This window comes from Halobacillus massiliensis (assembly GCF_900166625.1).
Classification (GTDB): domain Bacteria; phylum Bacillota; class Bacilli; order Bacillales; family Halobacillaceae; genus Halobacillus_A; species Halobacillus_A massiliensis.
In genome coordinates this window covers 3,843,750-3,863,124 of sequence record NZ_LT800499.1, presented here as the reverse complement: position 1 = coordinate 3,863,124, position 19,375 = coordinate 3,843,750, and the positions used below count along the sequence as shown (strand labels likewise).

Sequence of the window (19,375 nt, the reverse complement as noted above, 5' to 3'; positions counted from 1 at the left end):
TTTACACACCTTCTCTTTGCAAGTTATTGCTGATTTTTTTCATTATGGATCCTCCTGTTAATAGGATGACTATTAAAATACCGATTGTAATAACAATAGGATTGCTAAGCCACTCCCAGCCGTACCTTTCGATGGATATCCAGTAGTATCTTTCCGCGGAGATGGCTAGTACGAATCCGATAAGTAATGGAGGTCTTGGCCAATCAAGAATTGTCATAATATATCCTAATAAACCGATAGCAATAAAAGCTATAATGTCTCCCCAGGCAAAATTACTTTGGTAAGCTCCAATTAGTAACAAGATAGTCAGGAAGGGGACAAGCTTCTCACCGGGAATCAAGCTCAGCTTGGAAATCGGTTTGACTAAAGTCATACATAGAATTGCTCCAATTATGTTAGCAATAACAAGTGTCCAAACGATAGACAAGGTGACAGGTAAATCAGTTGTCAACATTTTCGGTCCTGCTTCTAACCCCATTAAAATTAATCCGCCTAGCAAGATTGCGGTCGTTCCGCTGCCAGGAATGCCAAATAGGAGAGTCGGAATGAGAGATCCGCCTTCTTTGGCGTTGTTTGCACTTTCCGGAGCAATAACTCCTCGAATGTCTCCCTCACCAAACTGATTATTTCTAACTGTCTTTTTACCTGCTCCATAAGCAAGCCAATCGACGACACTTCCTCCCAAACCCGGAATAAAGCCAATCAGGCTTCCTAAGGCAGCGCTTCTCATAATTAAGAATTTGTTTTTTATAGCATCACCTACTCCATTCAAAACTCCGCCTGTTAAGTGATTCTCCTGTGCCACGCTCCCCTTATGGGTCAGCATTGTAATGAGTATAGGAAATGCGAAGATGGCCAGAGCGACGACTGGAAGGGAAAGCCCATTGGATAGGTAAAGTAAATCGAAGGTGTAGCGATACTCCGTAATAGCAGGTGCACTTCCGATTGAGCCGATCATTAACCCTAATAAACCAGATAAGGCTCCCTTTGCAGGTGATTCTCCTGCCAAAAGGCCGGCCATACTTAACCCTAACATCGTTAACATAAATAACTCAGGTGAAGTAAAGCTGGTAATGATAGGGGTGGCGAAAGGAATTGCCAAATAAAGAACTACACCGCCGATAATTCCACCGATCATAGAACAAAATAAAGCAGCCCCCATAGCCCTGGATGCTTCGCCTTTTTTAGCCAAAGGAAATCCGTCCATAATGGTTGCTTGTGAACCGGAAGAGCCTGGAATGCCAAGTAATACAGAAGGAAAGGTATCTCCCGTATGGACAACAGCTACCATACCGATTAACAAAGCCATACCTACGAAGGGATCCATCCCAAATACAAATGGCAGTAAAAGTGACATGCCTACAGTTCCGCCTAAACCTGGCAGAAGCCCAACTACAATGCCCAGCCCAATACCAAGGCACATGAATAACATTCTCGATGGATCTAAAACAATACTTAAGGCTTCTATTGCACTTTCAATCATAGTATCCCCTCACTTCTATAGTTTTCGGCCATCCACTCCGTGTTCTTTTAAGAGAAAATCGTAAACCCACTTGATCGTTTCCTCATTCGTATTCTTTTCTAAGTCCTCGATCCTTTTTTCCAACTCATCCTGAGAATAAATTTCATAATCCTCCAGAATCGTTGAAGACTCTTGCTTAAATTCTTCATCTTTCACTAATTTGTTGGCTGCTTCCTTCAATTCCTCTTTTGCACTTTCCGGAGCACTTTTATGAACCCATATTATCTTTTGTAAAGTATAGGTTGCATTTAGAAAATGTTTATACGTTTCCCATGCTTGGCCTTCAGGTTCAACACCATGAAGTTCTTTATAAACTTCTTTTACAGTTGGAAGATCAGGGAATTGCGGATCTCTGACAACTTCACCGTTTTCATCGATTTGTCCTAAACTATAGAGCGGGACAGCTTTCCCATCTTCTACCTTAGGCTCTATGTTCTGTTTATAGGCTGTCGTTGTTTGAAAATCAATATTACTTTCCCCTTGTTCAAAAGCTACTCTTGCTGGACCTCTTCCTTCGTAACCCAGTACTGCTTTGGCATCTATCTCCAGTACTTCAAAAGAGATTAATGTGGTTAAATCTAAACCGGTGGGAGACATCCCTGCATAAAAAAGCTTTTCTTTTACTTGTCCTAGTTCAAAACCATTTTTAATATCTAAATCTGAAGAACCGTAAACCACACCACCTGTAGGAGCCCCAACGAGGGGAGTCAGTTCATCAAAACTATACTGAACGGATGACTGATCCAGTAAATAAGGGATATGAGTAGAAGCACTTGTTGTTACTAGATTAGTTCCATCCTTATCATAAGAATTTACATATTCGTTCGTTCCTGTAATACTTCCGCCCCCAGGAACGTTTTCAACTTGAATACTTGGATTGCCCTGGATATGTTTGGAGAGCGGTTTCGTCATAAACCTTCCAAATACATCTGTCCCGCCTCCTGACTCATAAGGAACGACCATCGTTAGCAGTTCTTCATTATATCCTTCTTCTTCTTTACCATTCGTTACATTAGAACTGACAAGCGATAAGGGCTGACAACCTGCTAAAAAAAGATTAATAATTAGGATCAAAGTAAGCGCATACATTTTTCTCACTAGCATGTCCTCCTTCTTTTTTTGTGTTGTCATAAGGTTATAAAACTCATCTCCATAAGTAAAATAGGTAAATATTATCGTGATCTATAAAATTTTTTTATATTTTAACAGTCTGCTGCTTAATTAAGAAATCAATAAAAGCTTTCACAATATGAAGCTGGATAAAATCTGTACGGTACATTAACCAAGTATCACGCAAGACAGGCTCTCCATTTTTGTAGGTTAATCCTTCTGTATATAGACTATCTGAAGGTGTTAAGCAAATTTCGGGAACAACAGAAAAACCTAAATCATTTTTCACCATCTCCTTACTCGTTTCTTGTCTGTCCACTTCCATTGCGGTTAAAGGGGATTGAGAAAATTGATCATTCCACCATTTGCTGATCAGCCGTTTAAGTGAGTTATCGGTTTTATAATAAATAAAGGGAAGCTGAGGAAGTTCTTCCAGGGAAATTTCGTTTTTAGAAATAATATATAATTGCTCTTTTGTTAAAAGGGATTTCTCTCCTTCCCAATCATAATCCCCCCGCAGAATTCCTAAGTGAATTTGAGATTGATTCAATAAGTTCATGATTTCAGTACTCCATCCAGTTTGTACCTTGAATTGGATATTAGGATAAGAAGTAGAGAATTTCTTTAATAGTGCAGGAAGCTTATATTGGGCAAAGTTACTTGAAACTCCAATCCTAAGAGTGCCTCTCACTTCATTGCCTATGTTAAAGAGCTCATCTTTTAATGTGGCATAACCTTGAATCTGCTTTTTAGCGTATTCGACAAGATACTCACCTTCAGAAGTGAATTCAATGCCCTTTTTTGTACGAAAGAAGAGCTTAGTCTGAAAAGCCTCTTCCAGCTGCTTCAATCGGTAACTAAGAGCAGGTTGAGTAATAAATAACTTTTCAGCCGCTTTTGTTAAGCTTTTTTCTTCTGCAATGGCATTTAAAATCTGCCAATCCTTTTGGTCCATAAGATAATACTCTCCTTATTTATAAAATAATTTTATGCACTTCCATATAAAATTTTGATTTTTCTTATAATTAAATCCATTGTACGCTATGGATACCATCTGGACAACATTCATTTTTCTTTAAGGAGGGCATTACAAGTGAATAAAGTACCTATTACTTTAATGCGTGGAGGAACGAGTAAAGGGGTTTTTTTGCGAAAGAAGGATTTGCCTGTAACTGACCAGGAAAGAGAAAGGTTTCTGCTGGACATCATGGGGAGTCCAGATCCTAATCAAATAGACGGATTAGGTGGAGCCAATTCTCTTACAAGCAAAGTGGCTATTATTGATAAGAGCAGCAACCCTTCATATGACGTTGAATATACTTTTGCACAAGTAAGCTTATATGATCAAATGGTAGATTTTAAGGGGAATTGCGGAAATATCTCTTCAGCAGTCGGTCCCTATGCAATCGCTAAGGGGCTTGTTTCAATAAAAGAACCTATCACGAAGGTAAGGATATTTAATACAAATACAAAAAAAATTATTACAGCAGAGGTAGAAGTGGAAAATGGAAGAGTAAAGACAGAAGGAGATTATGTGATTCCTGGCGTGCCAGGCAGTGGTTCTCCTATATTCTTATCGTTTGAAAATCCAGAAGGAGCTGTAACAGGAAAAGTGCTTCCTACAGGTAGACCGATAGATATTCTTTCCTGTTCCTTAGGTGATATAAGAGCGTCTATAGTTGATATAGCTAATCCATTAGTATTTGTCCGCGCTCAGGATATAGGTCTTCGTGGAGATGAGTTACCAGAAGAATACTCAATAGAGCAAATCGAACTTTTAGAAGAATTACGAGCAGACGCCGCCGAGAAGTGTGGATTCGCATCCAAGGCTGAAGCTACGAAGCTTTCCCCGGCCACACCTAAATTAACAGTTGTTTCAAATCCCTTAGATTATCAAGATACTGCCGGCAAATACCACAATGAAAAAGATTTTGACGTATTAGTGAGGATGATGTCCATGCAGCGTCCACATAAAGCATTGGCTATAACAGGAGCGGTATGTATCACAGCAGCCAGTAAAATTGAAGGAACTATCCTTTCTGACATTATAGATAGGAACACATACACCATTTCTATTGGTCACCCGGCGGGAATTATGGAAACTATATATAATGAATTTCCATTGTCCATTAAAGTCGGCAGAACCGCTCGTCTATTAATGGAAGGAACGGTGTACACAAAGAGTCATTATGGGAGTCAGTCTGTAATTTAAACATTAACATTTAAACGCAGTGTTTTGAATGTACACTTAAAGTAGACGAGTGAAAAATTACTTGTTTGTTTTTGAGGAATTTTAAGTCTTATTAGACAATGGTTTGGTAGTGTTTTTTTCCGCTATAAGAACCTGAAAAGTAGTAGCAGGGGGGGCCTTAGGGATTTTACGTTCAAAGATCGAGATTAGTTTTGCTGACAATATTGACGAAGCTTTCTAGCGATTAGTCTATTCTAATGTACTCTATCGGTTTGTTGTTGATATAAGTTCAATATAAGTTAGTGTAAGCCGGCTGGGTTTAACTTCCTACTGAAGTTAGATTGTCATACTTTTGACATACCAGGCGGGGAAAACACAACATATCCAAAAAGCCTCTCATAAGTTCGCTGAACTTTTGGAAGGCTTTTTATAATTTATTCCGTATCGGTTCTGGAAAAAAGCTCTACCAGAATCAGTGAAACAGCACCCAGCGCTGTGGCGTGTGAGCCTAATTGTGAAATTAAAACTTCAGTATTTTTAGCAGATTTAGTCAATCCCCTGCTTTGTATCGTTTTCTTTACACTATCTAAAAGGAATTCTCCGGCTTGGGAAACCCCGCCGCTTATGATTATCTTTTTTGGATTAAGAATATGAATAAGGTTAGTTAATCCAATTCCAAGAAAAACTCCTGCTTCTTTTAATATGTCGATACTAAGCTGGTCTCCATTTTTAGCTGCTTTGTGAATCAAACTGCCGCCGATTTCTTCAAGGTTATTATCAACCATATCTTGCAGCATACTTTGTTTTCCAATAGCTATTTCCCTTGCAGCTTTTTCCGCTATGGCTGGTCCAGAAGAGAGTGTTTGCAGGCACCCATAATTCCCACAACTGCATTTGGGGCCACGTATATCTATGGTCATATGACCTATTTCACCTGCGATTGAATTCTCTCCATGAAACAGTTTTCCATTAATGATGATCCCCGCTCCAATGCCTCGACCGAGATTTACAGAGACGATATTTTCAGCTTCATTCCCATTACCGAACCATATTTCACCAAGAGCCATGGCTCTAGCATCGTTTTCTACTTTTACGAGAATACCAAACTCTTTTTCCAGAAAATCTTTAATAAAAATGTCCCGCAATTGTAAGTTAGGAGCGAAAAGTGATACTCCCTCTTCAACATCTACTACTCCATGCATGCCAATGCCGATTCCGATTATTTTATCCTGTTCTATCTGAGAAGATATTAAATTTTGGACCGTTGCTTTCATAAGCTCCAGTAATTCATTGTTTGAAGTAGGTTCTGGGATGGGAGTTTGGGTTTCCGTTATTATTGTGCCATTCAAGTCAGTTAATAATGACTTCATTAGTGTGGGTCCAACATCAAGACCAATAATATAAAAGTTTTGGGCATTTATGATGAGCATGGTAGGTTTTCGCCCCCCCTTAGATATACCTTGGGAGCTTTCCATAACCATACCTGTATCCAATAACTCTTTAACGATACTGCTCACAGTAGGAGGAGTAAGGTTTGTTTCTTTAGCAATATCTGCTCTCGATATAGGGCCATCTGTTCTTATTTTATTAAGTATTGCTGATCGATTTAGGGATTTCATTAACTGAAAGCTGCCTTTCACCTGCAAATTAAATACCTCCGTTACTAGAAAAATAATTGAAATATACTTTTGCTTATAATAACATAAAGTTAATTAAAATAATTAATTAACTTAAGTATTTCATTTAAGGGGGATGTTATGCAGAAAAAATGGATTATAGCTTTGTTAGTGCTAATAGCGGGAGGGGCAGGTTATATTACATACAACTATTCTGTAACCAAAGAATTCGAAAACCCCGTTTTTGAACCTGTGCTGGCGGATCCTTCTATAATCGAAGGGGAAGACGGATACTATTATGCATATGGAACGGAGGACGCTTGGGGAGATGACACACAGCCCAAGTTAATACCGATCGTCCGGTCTAAAAACCTTGTCGATTGGGAATATGTTGGAGAAGCATTTGAAGAAAAACCCTCCTGGAAAGGGAGTGGTTCTCTATGGGCTCCTGAAATAGCGAATTATAATGGGAAGTATTATCTTTATTATTCCTTATCGATTTGGGGAGATTCCAATCCTGGTATTGGGCTTGCTGTTTCGGAAAGTCCAGAAGGACCCTTTGAAGATAAGGGAAAAATATTTGATAGTGAAGAAATAGGTGTGCAAAACTCCATTGACCCTTTTTTCTATGTCCAGGATGACACTCCCTATCTAATATGGGGAAGTTTTCATGGAATCTATGGCATAGAAATGGCCAAAGATGGTACCTCGGTGAAAGGAGAGAAATTCCAAGTTGCAGGAACCGATTATGAAGCTCCATATATCATCAAAAGAGAGGACTATTATTATTTCTTTGGCTCAAGAGGTTCCTGTTGTGAAGGAGCAAATAGTACGTATAATGTCGCTGTTGGGCGGTCAAAAAATTTAAAAGGACCCTATGTAGACAAGGAAGGAAATCAACTGACAAATAACGGAGGCACAGTAATACTAGAAGGAAATAATACATTTGCGGGGCCAGGACATAATGCCATTGTCCAGGATGATGCAGATAACGATTGGATGGTCTATCATGCTATTGATAAAGAAGAGCCCTTGCTATGGACAGGGGCCAGTAGAAGACCTCTAATGTTAGATCCAATTAAATGGAAAGATGGTTGGCCTGTGATTAAAGGAGACGATCCAGAGGAGAACCTTCAAAAAACACCTGATGTTTAAGTGGAAAAGTATAGAAGGAGATTATGAATATACAAAAATTAAGATCAATCTTTTGTATAAAATATTCCAGAGAGTATTTTGCTGAGAAAGTACTTAGTGACTTTTAAAATAGAAAAAAGATATCAAAAGGCAGAGGTAAAAAGGAAAAATGAAAATACTTAGAATTTTATCGAGATATTATGTTGACAGAAAAATCTATTAATAGTAACCTTGTTTTAACAAGTTAGTTAATTTATTTAATTAACTTATATTTTTCGATCGTTTTGTAAGCGGTTTCTAATATCACTATATTAATAGGGGGTAGAATGTTAGTGAGTAAAAAGTGGTTAGCCGTATTGTTTGCTAGTTTAATGGTATTTGTATTGGCTGCTTGTTCAAGTGGTGAAGAATCCGGGGGAGATTCAGGAGGCAGCGGAGATAAGATTACACTATGGGCGCCTTTCTCTGGCCCTGATGGTCCTAAAATGAAGGAAATTGTTGATGAGTATAATAAGTCACAAGACAAATATAATGTAGATCTCCAAATCGTTCCTCAATCGGAATATTATAAAACAGTCGATTTAGCGGTCAACGGAGAGAAAAACATGCCGGAATTTTTAGTAATGCATGGTGACCAGCTCATTTCATATGCGAATAAAGATGTACTTAAAAACTTAGACGATATCGTTGGCGACAAAGTAAAAGAAGATGATTATCATGAAAAAGGCTGGGAGAGCGCAACAGTAGATGAGAAACTTTATGGAGTGCCATTAGATATTCATCCATTAATGTTCTACTGGAACAAAGACCTGTTTGAAGAAGCGGGGTTAGACCCAGATACTCCACCGGCTAATCGTGAAGAATTCCTCCAATATGCTAAGAAATTAACTGATGCAGATAAACAGCAATATGGGTTTGTGGTTCCGACACTATGGCCTCAGCAATTCATTTTCCCTACTCTCGTTCACCAAAATGGAGGAGATTTATATGCAGATGGAAAAGCACAATTCACTTCTGACCCGGTTGTAGAGGCCTTGCAATTTGAGCTTGATTTGATCAAGAAACATAAAGTGTCTCCAGCAGATGTCCAACAAGACGGTGAAGTTACTTTGTTCCTGCAAGGGAAGAATGCCATGCACCTTAATGGTCCTTGGATGATGAATCAGTGGGAAGAATCAGGAATCAACTATGGAGTAGCCCCAGTTCCACAACTAGGAACGGAGCAGCAAGCTGTATTCGCAAACTCTCATAACTTTGTAATTCCTAAAGAGGTAAGTGATGAAAAAGTAGAAGGCATCACAGACTTCTTGAATTATGTAAGTGAAAACGGCATGGCCTGGGCAGAATCTGGCCAAGCACCAGCCGCAAAAGCAACTTATGAAAGTGATGAATTCCAGGAACTGAAACAACAGCCTCAGGTTGCAAAGCAATTTGACAACGCTGTGTTTTCACCAGAAGTAGAAAATTGGGGTCAAATTTCAGATCCTCTTTACAATGGAATCAATGAGGTATTACTAGGTCAAAAAGATATTCAAGAGGCCTTAGAGGAAGCTCAGCAGCAGGCAGATGAAAGGTTGCAATAACTAAAAAGGGCAGGTATCTAACCTGCCCTTCTCTATTTAAATATAGTATTTAAAAGAATTCTTGGAAACAGAAGGAAGGTATTAATCATGAACACTAGAAAGTCTTCTTTCACCTCAGCATTGTTTGTTTTACCCTATTTCATTATGTTCATGACTTTTTTGGTCATCCCGTTGGTGTATGGGGTGTATATCAGTTTTCATGAATGGGATCTTTTATCGAGTGATCGTCCTTTAGTGGGTTTGAAAAATTACATTGCCATCTTTAACCCAAATTCTTATTTAAATTCCTTGTTTTTTGAAGGCCTTTGGAATACGTTGCAATTTGTTATTTATTCTGTGCCTTTATTGGTAGTTGTGGGGCTGGGGCTGGCTTTGCTGGTAAACAGTTTACCAGCAAAGATAAGAGGTCTCTTCAGAACTTTATATTTCATCCCTTATTCCATCTCAGTATCTGTCATTGCTATCATATGGCTATGGCTTTTGGACACAAATTCAGGTTTGATCAACAATTACTTAATAAACATGGGTTTTGACCCGATCCCCTGGCTGACAAGTCTTCCATATGCCTGGATTTCTATTGTCGTTGCAACCTTGTGGTGGACCATTGGGTTTAATATGATCATTTTCATTAATGCACTGAACGAGGTGCCTGGAGATTTATATGAAGCCAGTGCTATTGATGGGGCGAGTGCTTGGCAGAACTTTATCCATATTACACTTCCATCTATTCGGCCGATTATGTTGTTTGTGGTAGTCACTTCAACGATTGCTTCCTTCAACATTTATGGTCAGCCATATTTGATGACCGGCGGCGGACCGGGTGATTCAACAGAGGTTCTTTTGATGGGGATTGTCGAGCAAGCCTTTGAACAAAGACAGTTAGGCTCAGCTTCTGCAATGGCAATCGTAATGGCCTTAATTATGATTGTTGTTTCCATCGTACAATTCAAATTATCAAATCCTGCTAAAAAGGGTGGTGCAAAATAATGAGGAATAAAACAAAAACTCTATTTTTAGTCTTGTTAGCGACTGTTATCGCCATTATTTTCGTTGCCCCGCTTTTCTGGATGTTTTCTACTTCTTTTAAATCTGATATCGAGGCTATATCGGGTGGTCTGAATTGGCTGCCAAAAGAATTCACCACTGAGAATTATGTCTACACTTTACTTAGTCAGGGGCTGAATGTGCCGGTGCTCAGGTGGATGTTCAATTCCCTATTTGCCGGGATAACCGGTTCATTGATTATTGTATTTATTGATGCAATGGCAGCCTATGCACTTGCCAGACTAGATGTACCCTTTAAGAAAATATTATTGCCGATGTTTATCAGTACATTGATGATTCCTTGGGTCATCACATTCTTGCCATTATATATGCAGTTCAGCAATGCAGGATTGTTAAATACATATGCTGTATTAATTTTCCCATATACAGCTAATGCTTTCGGTGTATTCCTGCTCTATCAATTCTTCCGTTCATTCCCGAAAGAATTGGAGGAAGCTGCCCATCTGGATGGAGCGAACAAATGGCAGGTTTTCATGAAAGTAGTCGTGCCTTCAGCCAGGCCTATTATGTGGACACTAGGCATTTTCTCTTTTATGACGATCTATAATGATTTTTTGTGGCCATTAGTGGCTACAAGCTCACCAGAAATGAGAACCATCACTACTGGTATTGCTATCATGCAGCAGGGTAGTTTTGTATCGTCTTATGGTAAGTTGATGGCCTTAACGTCTATCGCAACTGTTCCTATCATTGTCATTTTCTTAATTGGGCAAAAACAACTAATCAAAGGTATTACACAAACAGGTATTAAGTAGTCATTGGAATAGGAGGAGAACGATGAGTAATATCCGTAATGAATATCCCCGGCCGCAATTTGTACGAGAAGATTGGGTTAATCTTAATGGAGAATGGGATTTTTCCTTCGATGATAGTAATAAAGGGTTGAGGGAAAAATGGTATGAGTCCTTTCCGAAGGAGAAAAAAATTCTTGTTCCTTTTGCCTATCAGACAGAGGAGAGCGGCATCAATGATCCTTCTTTCCATGATATCGTCTGGTATCATCGCGAATTTGATATCCCTGAAAAGTGGGAGGGGAAAGAGATATTGCTTCATTTTGGAGCAGTAGATTATCGAGCCTGGGTGTATGTTAATGGAGAAATGGTCACTTTCCATGAAGGCGGAAACACTCCGTTCCAAGCAGACATCACACATACGATCAAAGAAGGAAGCAACGATTTAGTAGTACGTGTAGAGGATCCTTCTAAAGACGAAACAATTCCGCGTGGAAAACAGTATTGGCATGAGAAACCAGAATCTATCTTTTACACAAGGACAACAGGAATTTGGCAGACAGTCTGGATGGAAGCTGTAGAAAAAACTCATATTGAATCTATACGCTGGACGCCACAGATTGACAGAGGCGACATCGAGCTGGAAGCAGAGTTCGCCGGGGAAATCGGTGAAAATGTGGAGTTGAATGTGACAATACAGTTTGAAGGTCAAACCATCATTTCTGACCGTGCCACCGTTTTTGAAAAATATAAGAAGCAAAGTTTCAATTTAAGAAACAGGTTTACCGATCGCAGTAATATCCACCACGCTGGATGGTACTGGACCCCGGAATCGCCTCATTTGTTTGATGTGGAATTGAAATTGATAAAAGATGGTCGAGAGGCTGATAAAGTCAATAGCTACTTCGGTATGAGAAAAGTGTCGATAGATAATGGCGAATTCCGTCTAAATAATAAGCCTTACTATCAAAAACTGGTTCTTGACCAAGGATACTTTCCAGGGGCATTGTTGACAGCACCTGCAGATGAAGACTTGAAGCAGGACATTGTCCTTGCTAAAGAAATGGGTTTCAATGGAGCACGTAAACATCAGAAAGTAGAAGACCCCCGTTACTTTTATTGGGCAGATAAGCTGGGATTCCTAGTTTGGGGAGAAATGGCTAACACTGCCGAATATAGTGAAGATGCTGTCAGAAGAATATCTGCTGAATGGGGAGAGGCGGTCAAAAGGGATTATAGTCATCCTAGTATAGTTGCTTGGGTCCCATTAAATGAGAGCTGGGGAATTTCCAGAGTGGCACAGGAAACCCAGCAGCAGCATCATTCGTTAGGCATGTACTACTTAACCAAATCCCTTGATACTACCCGGCCGGTCCTTTCTAATGAAGGATGGGAACATACTATTTCAGATATTTGCGGTGTCCATAACTACCGATCAGCCGATATAATGGCTAATTATTTTAAAGACATTGAATCAGCAACTGGGATGACAGCTGCTGACCGACCTGTATACGCTGAAGGCTTTTCATATCGTGGCGAACCTATCATGGTAACAGAATATGGTGGAATTGCTTATGAAATCGGAGAAAAAGGCTGGGGTTATTCTTCAGTAAGCAAGAGTGAGGACCTTATTGAAGAATATCGCAGACAAACAGAAACCTTACAGCAATCACCAATCTTGCAAGGTTATTGCTATACACAGCTTACCGATGTCGAACAGGAGATCAATGGATTGTTAACCTATGATCGAAAGCCAAAATGTGAATTAGAAAAAATAAAAAAAATTAATGACCAGAAATAATTAAATATCGGATGGTATGATGCCATCCGATTTTTTTATAGGGGTGATGCTGTAGTGGAGCAACATAAGGACTTTATATGGGCTGTAGGGATTGAGGATACTTTCGTAACTCAGGTAGAAAAAGGAGAACGTCCGTTAGATGAATATGCGCTAACTCAGCATTATGAATTGTGGAAAGAAGACTTGGAGCTGGCACGGGAGTCCGGGGCAAGGATGATTCGTTATGGAATCCCATGGTATAAGGTTGAGAAAAAAGAAGGGGCCTATGATTGGGAATGGGTAGATGAAGTTATGGAGTATTTCCATAATCATACGGATTTGATACCAATCATAGATCTTATGCATTATGGGACCCCTCACTGGTTAAAGAATGAGTTTAGTAATGGAAGATACCCTGAATGTGTCGCTGCATATGCTGCTGCATTTACAAAAAGGTATAGTCATATTGTCAAATACTATACTCCCCTCAATGAGCCATATGTAAATGCGGAATTTTGTGGGCTGAATGGTGTATGGCCGCCTTATCATACAGGGCTTCAAGGGTTTTACCACATGATTATGCAATTAGGAAAAGGTATTATCAAAACCATCAAGGCCATCCAATCCATTGATAAAGATGCAGTGATGGTACACGTTGACGCTACGAAGAAATACTTCACTTATGACGAAGAACTGCAGCCAGAGGTGGATATATGGAATGAAAATCGGTTTGTTATGTGGGAGCTTCTAAGTGGCCGCGTGAATGATGGGCATCCATTGTACAATCTTATGCTGCAATATGGTTTAACGATAGAACAATTGAAATGGTTCCAGGAACATCATTGCAGCTTTGATATAGTGGGCATCAATTATTATCCGCAATTCAGTGTACATGAAGTGAAACGAGATAAGAAGGGATATATCATTTATCCTCATGTCTTAGGTACAGGTGAAGAGCTTAAGGATATTATCCGCGAAGCGGTAAGTCGTTATAATACCCCTATCATGATTACGGAGACTAGTTTTAGAGGTTCAGAAGAAGAAAGGGTAGACTGGCTGAAAGAGTCAGTCGAAGCCTGTTTTTCCATTAGAAAAGAGGGGATAGAACTGCTTGGTTATACATGGTTCCCTTTCTTTGATTTAGTAGATTGGGAGTATCGTACATCCGGAAAAAGTGCAGAAGAGGAGCTCATGCCTTTTGGGCTGTACACGTTAAAAATGAATGACAAAGGGCAAATGATTCGGAAGGAAAATAGAGCGGGCAGAAAATTTAAAGAATTAGTTAAGAGGACAAAATTAAATTAATGTGTTTATCCGTAATAAGGTACATATAGCTTTAGTTGTTTATTTAGTGATTTTATTTGGCTGAAACCATATAACAAAAGGGGGATACAAATGAAGGTGAAATATTTTTTGGCATGTATGCTTTCTGTCCTATTAGTTATCGGTGTTATGGGATGTTCCTCAGAAAGCAGCGGGGAAAACGGACAGGATGAAGGAAATGTGAAGAAAATAACTTTCTGGACTCCATTCTCAGGTCCAGACGGTCCTAAAATGAAAGAAATTGTTGATGGATTTAATGATTCGCAGAACCAATATGAAGTTAACCTAGAAATTAAACCGAATGAGGACTATTACAAAACACTTGACCTAGCGATACAAGATAAGAAGAATGTGCCAGATTTGTCTATTGTACATGCTAATCACCTTCCTACTTATGCAGACAAAGGCATATTAAAGCAGATGGATGATTTGACAGGCGATCTTGTAAAGAAAGAGAATTATCACGAAAATGCATGGGAAGGTGCATCTTATAATGGTAAACTCTATGGTGTTCCGCTGGATATTCACCCTCTTATTTTATATTGGAATAAGGATATGTTTAAGGAAGCGGGACTGGATCCAAACAAACCTCCGAAAAACAGAAAGGAATTTCTGGAAATTGCTAAAAAACTTACGAATAAGGATAAAGGTCAATATGGAACAGTTGTGCCAACAGGAGGATTGCAGGACTTTATCTTTCCTACGATTGTATATCAAAACGGCGGTGAATTAATTACAGACGACAAAGAAATTAATTATGACACAAAGCCTGTTATAGATGCCCTTCAATTTGAAAGAGATCTCATAGAAAAGTATAACGTAGCACCGAGTGACGTTCAGGACAGTCCTACTCCACTCTTTTTACAACAGAGAGCCGGTATGATACTCAATGGGCCGTGGATGATCAATCAGTTTAAAGAATCAGATATAGATTTTGGCAGTGCACCGATTCCCCAATTAGGAACGGATACGCAGGCTGTATATGGAAACTCTCATAATTTTGTTATTTTGGATAGTGTAAAAGATGAGAAAAAAATTGCAGGGATTAAAGAATTCATAAGTTACGTTGGAGAAAACAGTATATCCTGGGCAGAAGCTGGTCAGGCACCAGCATCAAAGGCTGTGCTAGAAAGCGACAAATTTAAGGAGCTTGACCACCAGCCAAATGTTGCCCAACAGTTTGACTATGTTAAATTTCCGCCTGATGTTCCTAACTGGGGACAAACTTCGGATCCTCTGTTTGAAGAGGTAAACCTTGTACTGCTTGGCCAAAAAGATGCGAAACAAGCCATGGAAGACGCAGTTAAAGAATCAAAAGCAAAAATGGAGTAAAGGGAAAGGGCGGATTCCGCTCTTTCTTTTTTTGTTTCCTCCTCCTAAGAGTAAAGAAGCGGTCATGCTTCTGAAGGCATAACCGCTTTTTTATCATTTACTTAATCCCTCTTTAATAGTTTCAATGTTCCATTCCATCATATCAATATAGGTATCTCCATCTTCGCCTGGCTCAGCTAAAGAATCCGTAAATACTTTACCCTCTATTGGCACACCGGTTTCAGCAGACACAGACTCCATGCTTCTAGCATCAATACTTGTTTCCAAGAATAATCCTGTAAGCTCATTGTCGTTGATGATATCAACAATACGCGTAATTTGATCTGGAGTTCCCTGGTTTTCCTGGTTAATTTCCCAGATATATTCGGCCTGGAACCCATAGGCTTCACTGAAGTATTTAAATGCTCCTTCACTTGTAACGAGAATCCGTTCCTCTTCAGGGATGTCATTGAACTGTTTTACAGCTTTGTCATGCAGTTCCTGTAGTCTATTAATATAATTTTTGGCATTCTCTTCATAGATTTCTTTGTTTTCAGGATCTACTTCGATCAGTCCATCTCTAGCATTTTCAGCATATTTAATGCCGTTACGTATATCTAACCATGCGTGAGGGTCCTCTTCGCCTTCCTTGCCTTCTGTTGTTAAGTACATCGCTTCGACGTTTTCACTCATAAGGAAAACAGGAGCATCCTCGCCATCTTTTCCAGCCGTTTCCATCAGGTTGTCGAACCAGGCGTTACCTGCTTCCAAATTTAAACCGTTGTAGAAAACAGCATCTGCATCGGTCGTTTTCTGTACGTCTTCTGGCAGTGGATCATATTCATGAGGGTTCGATCCGATAGGGGCTAAACTATGAATGTCAACTAAATCTCCGCCGACATTCTTTACGATGTCATATACTACAGAATATGTGGTGACGACTTGAACTTTTCCCTTGCTGTCTTCCGTGGCTTCCGATTCATTCCGACTGGTTTCTTCGCCTCCACAGGCTGCTAGCAGTATTAGGGTAAATAGAGAAGTTGCTAAAATAATTAATTTCTTCTTAATCATTCGACTTTCCTCCAAGTTTATTTATATATTTTGTTAGAATACTAAGTTAATGAAGCTCTCTTCTTTCTGACTTTTAATGTTTTCCATACCAATCCATGCTTCGGAGAGAAAAGGAATACGAGAACAAAGATGGCTGTTGCTGAAATAACAATGGTGGCTCCCGAAGCCAGGTTGTAAGTGAAACTAAAGTAAAGGCCGACAATCGAGGAAATGGTTCCAATTCCTGCGGCCAGAAAAATCATGATCCATAAACGTTCAGTTAAAAGGTAGGCCGTTGCTGCCGGCGTGATTAACATGGCTACAACTAGAACAATACCTACCGTCTGTAGGGAAGCAACAGTAACCATTGTGAGCAGGGTCATAAGGAAATAATGAATCAGGCGCACGGGTAATCCGTAAGCCGCACCCATCGTTTCATCAAACGATGTGACAAGCAATTCTTTATAAAAGAGATAGACGGCTGAAAGAACAAGGAGCCCGATTCCTAAGGTAATCCACATATCTGAGGGTCGGACGGCCAGTACGTTTCCAAATAAGATATGGTATAAATCCGTACTGCTTTTCAGCATCGTAATCACTATGATCCCAGACGCGAATGCTGCGGTGAACATAATGCCAATGGAGGTATCATGTTTAATCCGGCTGTTTTGAGTGACAAATCCTATTGCAATGGCTGTCAGTACACCACTGAAAATAGCACCGAAGAAAAAATTAATGCCTAATACATAAGAGATAGCGACCCCTGGTAAGACCGCATGTGAAATGGCGTCTCCCATAAGTGCCATTCCTCTGAGAATGATAAAACAGCCTATAACTCCACAGATAATACCAACCATAACGGACGTTAATAATGCTTTTTGCAAGAATCCATACTGCATAACCGCTTCCACAAATGCCATGATCTACACCCCTAACTCTTTCATAAAAGCGAATTGTCCTTGATAAGCTCTTTCAATAATACCGGGCTGGAATACTTCGCTGACCGCTCCGTAGCTGATCAATTCCCTGTTTAACAGGATAAGTTTATTAAAATAATCATTTGCTTTGCTTAGGTCATGGTGAACGACAATAACCGTCTTTCCTTGCTGGCAAAGTTCTTTTAAAATATTAACAATCGTCTCTTCACTGGATACGTCAACACCGACAAAAGGCTCATCAAGAAAAAATAAATCAGCCTTTTGAGCAAGTGCACGCGCAAGGAATACTCGCTGCTGCTGACCACCAGAAAGTTCACCAATTTGTCTCTTGCTGAAATCTTCCATGCCGACACGTTGCAAACATTTCAGCGCCCATTCTTTATCTATTTTCTTAGGACGTCTGAAAAGTTTTAATCCAGGGTAAGTCCCGATAAGAACCGCATCCAGTACCGTTATAGGGAAGTCCCAGTCAATATCATTACGCTGGGGAACATAGGCAATTTTTTTCCGTACTTCTTTAACTGGTTTTCCTAATACTTTGATGGTTCCTTTATCCATTGGAATAAGCTCCAGTATCGCTTTTATAAAGGTGGATTTCCCAGCACCATTCGGGCCAATGATTCCAACAAGGTTACCTGGATTTATGGATAAACTAACTCCTTTCACTGCTTCATTTCCATAATAGGAAACATGTAGATTTTCTATAGAGATTGCAGGATTCTTCATGATTTTCCTCCTAAAACGCTAAAGCTCGGTAGATGTAATGAGACTATATGAGTTAATTTAGCGTGATATCACGAAATTTTACTTTAAGCATTTAATTTTCCTTTGTGCAAATTTTTGGGTAAAAAAATGACCCTTTTTTGAAATAGGGATTGCGTGTAAACTAAAAAGTTTCCTGTATACAAAATATATGGTTGAATCCATAAAAAGTCAACAATTTTAATAAAAAACTTTTTTTATTAAAAAAGAGCATGCTTCAGGGAAGGTGCTTTATGGAGATTTAAACTTATACGAATTAAAAATTAAGTAGGTATGCGGGTGTGTAAGCACCATTTAAATTCGGTTTATACAAATTCGAAAAGTAGGGTTGGCAATGGGGAGGGAGTTGTGTAAAATAAAACACGTACATTTTTATATTTTCAATACATAATGTTCGTATTTTATTTTGTTAACAGGAGGAATAGCATGAGTTTAAAGCAAAAGGTAAGTTGTTTAATTGGTGCTGTGTTTTTAGCTTTCTTGCTTGCGGGTTGCGGAGACCAGACAAAGGATACAGGAGCGGCTGACCAAGAGGAGAAAAAAGAGGAAGAGAAAGTAATAGGAATCATTGGTCCAATGCAAGTAGAAATTGACATTCTTCATTCTCATATGGAAGTGGAAGAAACAACTAAAAAAGGGGAATTAACCTTTTACGAAGGAAATTTAGAAGGTCAGCCCATTGTACTTGTAAAATCAGGAATAGGGAAAGTGAATGCAGCTTCCGCGGCTCAAATGCTCATCAGTGATTTTGAAGCGGATGTATTAATTAACTCTGGCGTTGCAGGCGGTATCCATCCTGATCTAGGTCTTGGAGACATCGTTATTTCTACGAAGACCGTGCATCATGACATGGACGAAACGGCTAAAGATTTCAAACCAGGACAAATTCCATACATGGATACAAGGTATTTTGAAGCAGATAAAGATCTGGTTAAGCTAGCTGAGAAAGGTACGAAAGGTCTTCCTGATTATGTTGATGTATTCAAGGGACCGATTGCGACAGGTGACCAATTCATCGCAAGCGAAGAAAAAACGGACTGGATTTATGAAACGTTTGATGCGTATGTAGTTGAGATGGAGGGAGCAGCGGTTGGACAAGTTGCTTACTTAAACGAAATCCCGTACGTAGTCATTCGCTCAGCTTCCGATGATGCTGGAGAAGAAGCTGCTGGAATTCAAGAAAACTTTGTAGAAGAAGCAGCGAAGAACTCAAGTCATGTGATTGAAGAAATGTTAAAAAACTTATAAGAATGAAAAAG

At 39.4% G+C, this 19,375-nt stretch carries 16 protein-coding genes; 9 read left to right on the top strand and 7 right to left on the bottom strand.

Annotation, left to right across the window (positions count from 1 at the left end; genetic code table 11):
- Position 1: 1 nt before the first annotated feature.
- From B7E06_RS19030 to B7E06_RS19020, 3 genes are all read right to left on the bottom strand, one after another.
- A complete protein-coding gene (locus B7E06_RS19030; RefSeq protein WP_082235497.1) occupies positions 2-1,483 on the bottom strand; it encodes a tripartite tricarboxylate transporter permease in 1,482 nt (493 codons plus the stop codon).
- Positions 1,484-1,498: 15 nt separating this feature from the next.
- Positions 1,499-2,626: a Bug family tripartite tricarboxylate transporter substrate binding protein gene (locus B7E06_RS19025; RefSeq protein ID WP_245807780.1), complete on the bottom strand. Its 1,128-nt coding sequence runs from the start codon at positions 2,624-2,626 to the stop codon at positions 1,499-1,501.
- Between the two features lie 91 nt (positions 2,627-2,717).
- Positions 2,718-3,587: a LysR family transcriptional regulator gene (locus B7E06_RS19020; RefSeq protein ID WP_082235495.1), complete on the bottom strand. Its 870-nt coding sequence runs from the start codon at positions 3,585-3,587 to the stop codon at positions 2,718-2,720.
- 138 nt (positions 3,588-3,725) lie between these two features.
- Here B7E06_RS19020 and B7E06_RS19015 point away from each other — a divergent pair, with 138 nt between their 5' ends.
- Positions 3,726-4,844, top strand: coding sequence for a 2-methylaconitate cis-trans isomerase PrpF family protein (locus B7E06_RS19015; protein WP_082235494.1), 1,119 nt, complete (start codon positions 3,726-3,728; stop codon positions 4,842-4,844).
- Positions 4,845-5,257: 413 nt separating this feature from the next.
- Here B7E06_RS19015 and B7E06_RS19010 read toward each other — a convergent pair whose 3' ends face one another.
- Positions 5,258-6,442: an ROK family transcriptional regulator gene (locus B7E06_RS19010; protein WP_082236070.1), complete on the bottom strand. Its 1,185-nt coding sequence runs from the start codon at positions 6,440-6,442 to the stop codon at positions 5,258-5,260.
- A gap of 138 nt (positions 6,443-6,580) precedes the next feature.
- Here B7E06_RS19010 and B7E06_RS19005 point away from each other — a divergent pair, with 138 nt between their 5' ends.
- From B7E06_RS19005 to B7E06_RS18975, 7 genes are all read left to right on the top strand, one after another.
- The gene (locus B7E06_RS19005; RefSeq protein WP_082235493.1) at positions 6,581-7,594 is read left to right on the top strand and encodes a family 43 glycosylhydrolase; all 1,014 of its coding nucleotides are present in this window, start codon (positions 6,581-6,583) and stop codon (positions 7,592-7,594) included.
- A gap of 311 nt (positions 7,595-7,905) precedes the next feature.
- Positions 7,906-9,156, top strand: a complete 1,251-nt coding sequence (locus tag B7E06_RS19000; RefSeq protein WP_425432211.1) for an ABC transporter substrate-binding protein — start codon at positions 7,906-7,908, stop codon at positions 9,154-9,156.
- Positions 9,157-9,243: 87 nt separating this feature from the next.
- Complete coding sequence (locus B7E06_RS18995) at positions 9,244-10,143, top strand: carbohydrate ABC transporter permease (RefSeq protein ID WP_082235491.1); 900 nt, start codon at positions 9,244-9,246, stop codon at positions 10,141-10,143.
- Entirely contained in the window at positions 10,143-10,976 is an 834-nt protein-coding gene (locus B7E06_RS18990; protein WP_082235490.1) for a carbohydrate ABC transporter permease, read from the top strand. The genes B7E06_RS18995 and B7E06_RS18990 overlap by 1 nt, the downstream gene beginning before the upstream one ends.
- 22 nt (positions 10,977-10,998) lie before the next feature.
- Positions 10,999-12,753 (top strand): glycoside hydrolase family 2 protein, encoded by a 1,755-nt coding sequence (locus B7E06_RS18985; protein ID WP_082235489.1) that lies wholly within the window; start codon positions 10,999-11,001, stop codon positions 12,751-12,753.
- Between the two features lie 54 nt (positions 12,754-12,807).
- Positions 12,808-14,037, top strand: coding sequence for a family 1 glycosylhydrolase (locus B7E06_RS18980; protein WP_179134094.1), 1,230 nt, complete (start codon positions 12,808-12,810; stop codon positions 14,035-14,037).
- Positions 14,038-14,127: 90 nt separating this feature from the next.
- A complete protein-coding gene (locus tag B7E06_RS18975; protein ID WP_082235487.1) occupies positions 14,128-15,387 on the top strand; it encodes an ABC transporter substrate-binding protein in 1,260 nt (419 codons plus the stop codon).
- Positions 15,388-15,480: 93 nt separating this feature from the next.
- Here B7E06_RS18975 and B7E06_RS18970 read toward each other — a convergent pair whose 3' ends face one another.
- Genes B7E06_RS18970 through B7E06_RS18960 form a run of 3 tightly spaced genes read right to left on the bottom strand, consistent with a single transcriptional unit; the run spans position 15,481 to position 18,080 of the window.
- Positions 15,481-16,437 (bottom strand): metal ABC transporter substrate-binding protein, encoded by a 957-nt coding sequence (locus B7E06_RS18970; RefSeq protein ID WP_082235486.1) that lies wholly within the window; start codon positions 16,435-16,437, stop codon positions 15,481-15,483.
- Between the two features lie 41 nt (positions 16,438-16,478).
- Positions 16,479-17,336, bottom strand: coding sequence for a metal ABC transporter permease (locus tag B7E06_RS18965; RefSeq protein WP_082235485.1), 858 nt, complete (start codon positions 17,334-17,336; stop codon positions 16,479-16,481).
- A gap of 3 nt (positions 17,337-17,339) precedes the next feature.
- A complete protein-coding gene (locus B7E06_RS18960; RefSeq protein WP_082235484.1) occupies positions 17,340-18,080 on the bottom strand; it encodes a metal ABC transporter ATP-binding protein in 741 nt (246 codons plus the stop codon).
- 462 nt (positions 18,081-18,542) lie between these two features.
- On the opposite strand from B7E06_RS18960, the gene B7E06_RS18955 reads away from it, so the two are divergent.
- A complete protein-coding gene (locus B7E06_RS18955) occupies positions 18,543-19,364 on the top strand; it encodes a 5'-methylthioadenosine/adenosylhomocysteine nucleosidase (protein ID WP_082235483.1) in 822 nt (273 codons plus the stop codon).
- Positions 19,365-19,375: the final 11 nt, after the last annotated feature.

Coding starts and splice junctions, on each gene's coding strand:
- B7E06_RS19030 (WP_082235497.1), bottom strand. CDS start 1,483: ATGATTGAAAGTGCAATAGAAGCCTTAAGTATTGTTTTAGATCCATCG.
- B7E06_RS19025 (WP_245807780.1), bottom strand. CDS start 2,626: ATGCTAGTGAGAAAAATGTATGCGCTTACTTTGATCCTAATTATTAAT.
- B7E06_RS19020 (WP_082235495.1), bottom strand. CDS start 3,587: ATGGACCAAAAGGATTGGCAGATTTTAAATGCCATTGCAGAAGAAAAA.
- B7E06_RS19010 (WP_082236070.1), bottom strand. CDS start 6,442: ATGAAATCCCTAAATCGATCAGCAATACTTAATAAAATAAGAACAGAT.
- B7E06_RS19005 (WP_082235493.1), top strand. CDS start 6,581: ATGCAGAAAAAATGGATTATAGCTTTGTTAGTGCTAATAGCGGGAGGG.
- B7E06_RS18995 (WP_082235491.1), top strand. CDS start 9,244: ATGAACACTAGAAAGTCTTCTTTCACCTCAGCATTGTTTGTTTTACCC.
- B7E06_RS18990 (WP_082235490.1), top strand. CDS start 10,143: ATGAGGAATAAAACAAAAACTCTATTTTTAGTCTTGTTAGCGACTGTT.
- B7E06_RS18985 (WP_082235489.1), top strand. CDS start 10,999: ATGAGTAATATCCGTAATGAATATCCCCGGCCGCAATTTGTACGAGAA.
- B7E06_RS18975 (WP_082235487.1), top strand. CDS start 14,128: ATGAAGGTGAAATATTTTTTGGCATGTATGCTTTCTGTCCTATTAGTT.
- B7E06_RS18970 (WP_082235486.1), bottom strand. CDS start 16,437: ATGATTAAGAAGAAATTAATTATTTTAGCAACTTCTCTATTTACCCTA.
- B7E06_RS18965 (WP_082235485.1), bottom strand. CDS start 17,336: ATGGCATTTGTGGAAGCGGTTATGCAGTATGGATTCTTGCAAAAAGCA.
- B7E06_RS18960 (WP_082235484.1), bottom strand. CDS start 18,080: ATGAAGAATCCTGCAATCTCTATAGAAAATCTACATGTTTCCTATTAT.
- B7E06_RS18955 (WP_082235483.1), top strand. CDS start 18,543: ATGAGTTTAAAGCAAAAGGTAAGTTGTTTAATTGGTGCTGTGTTTTTA.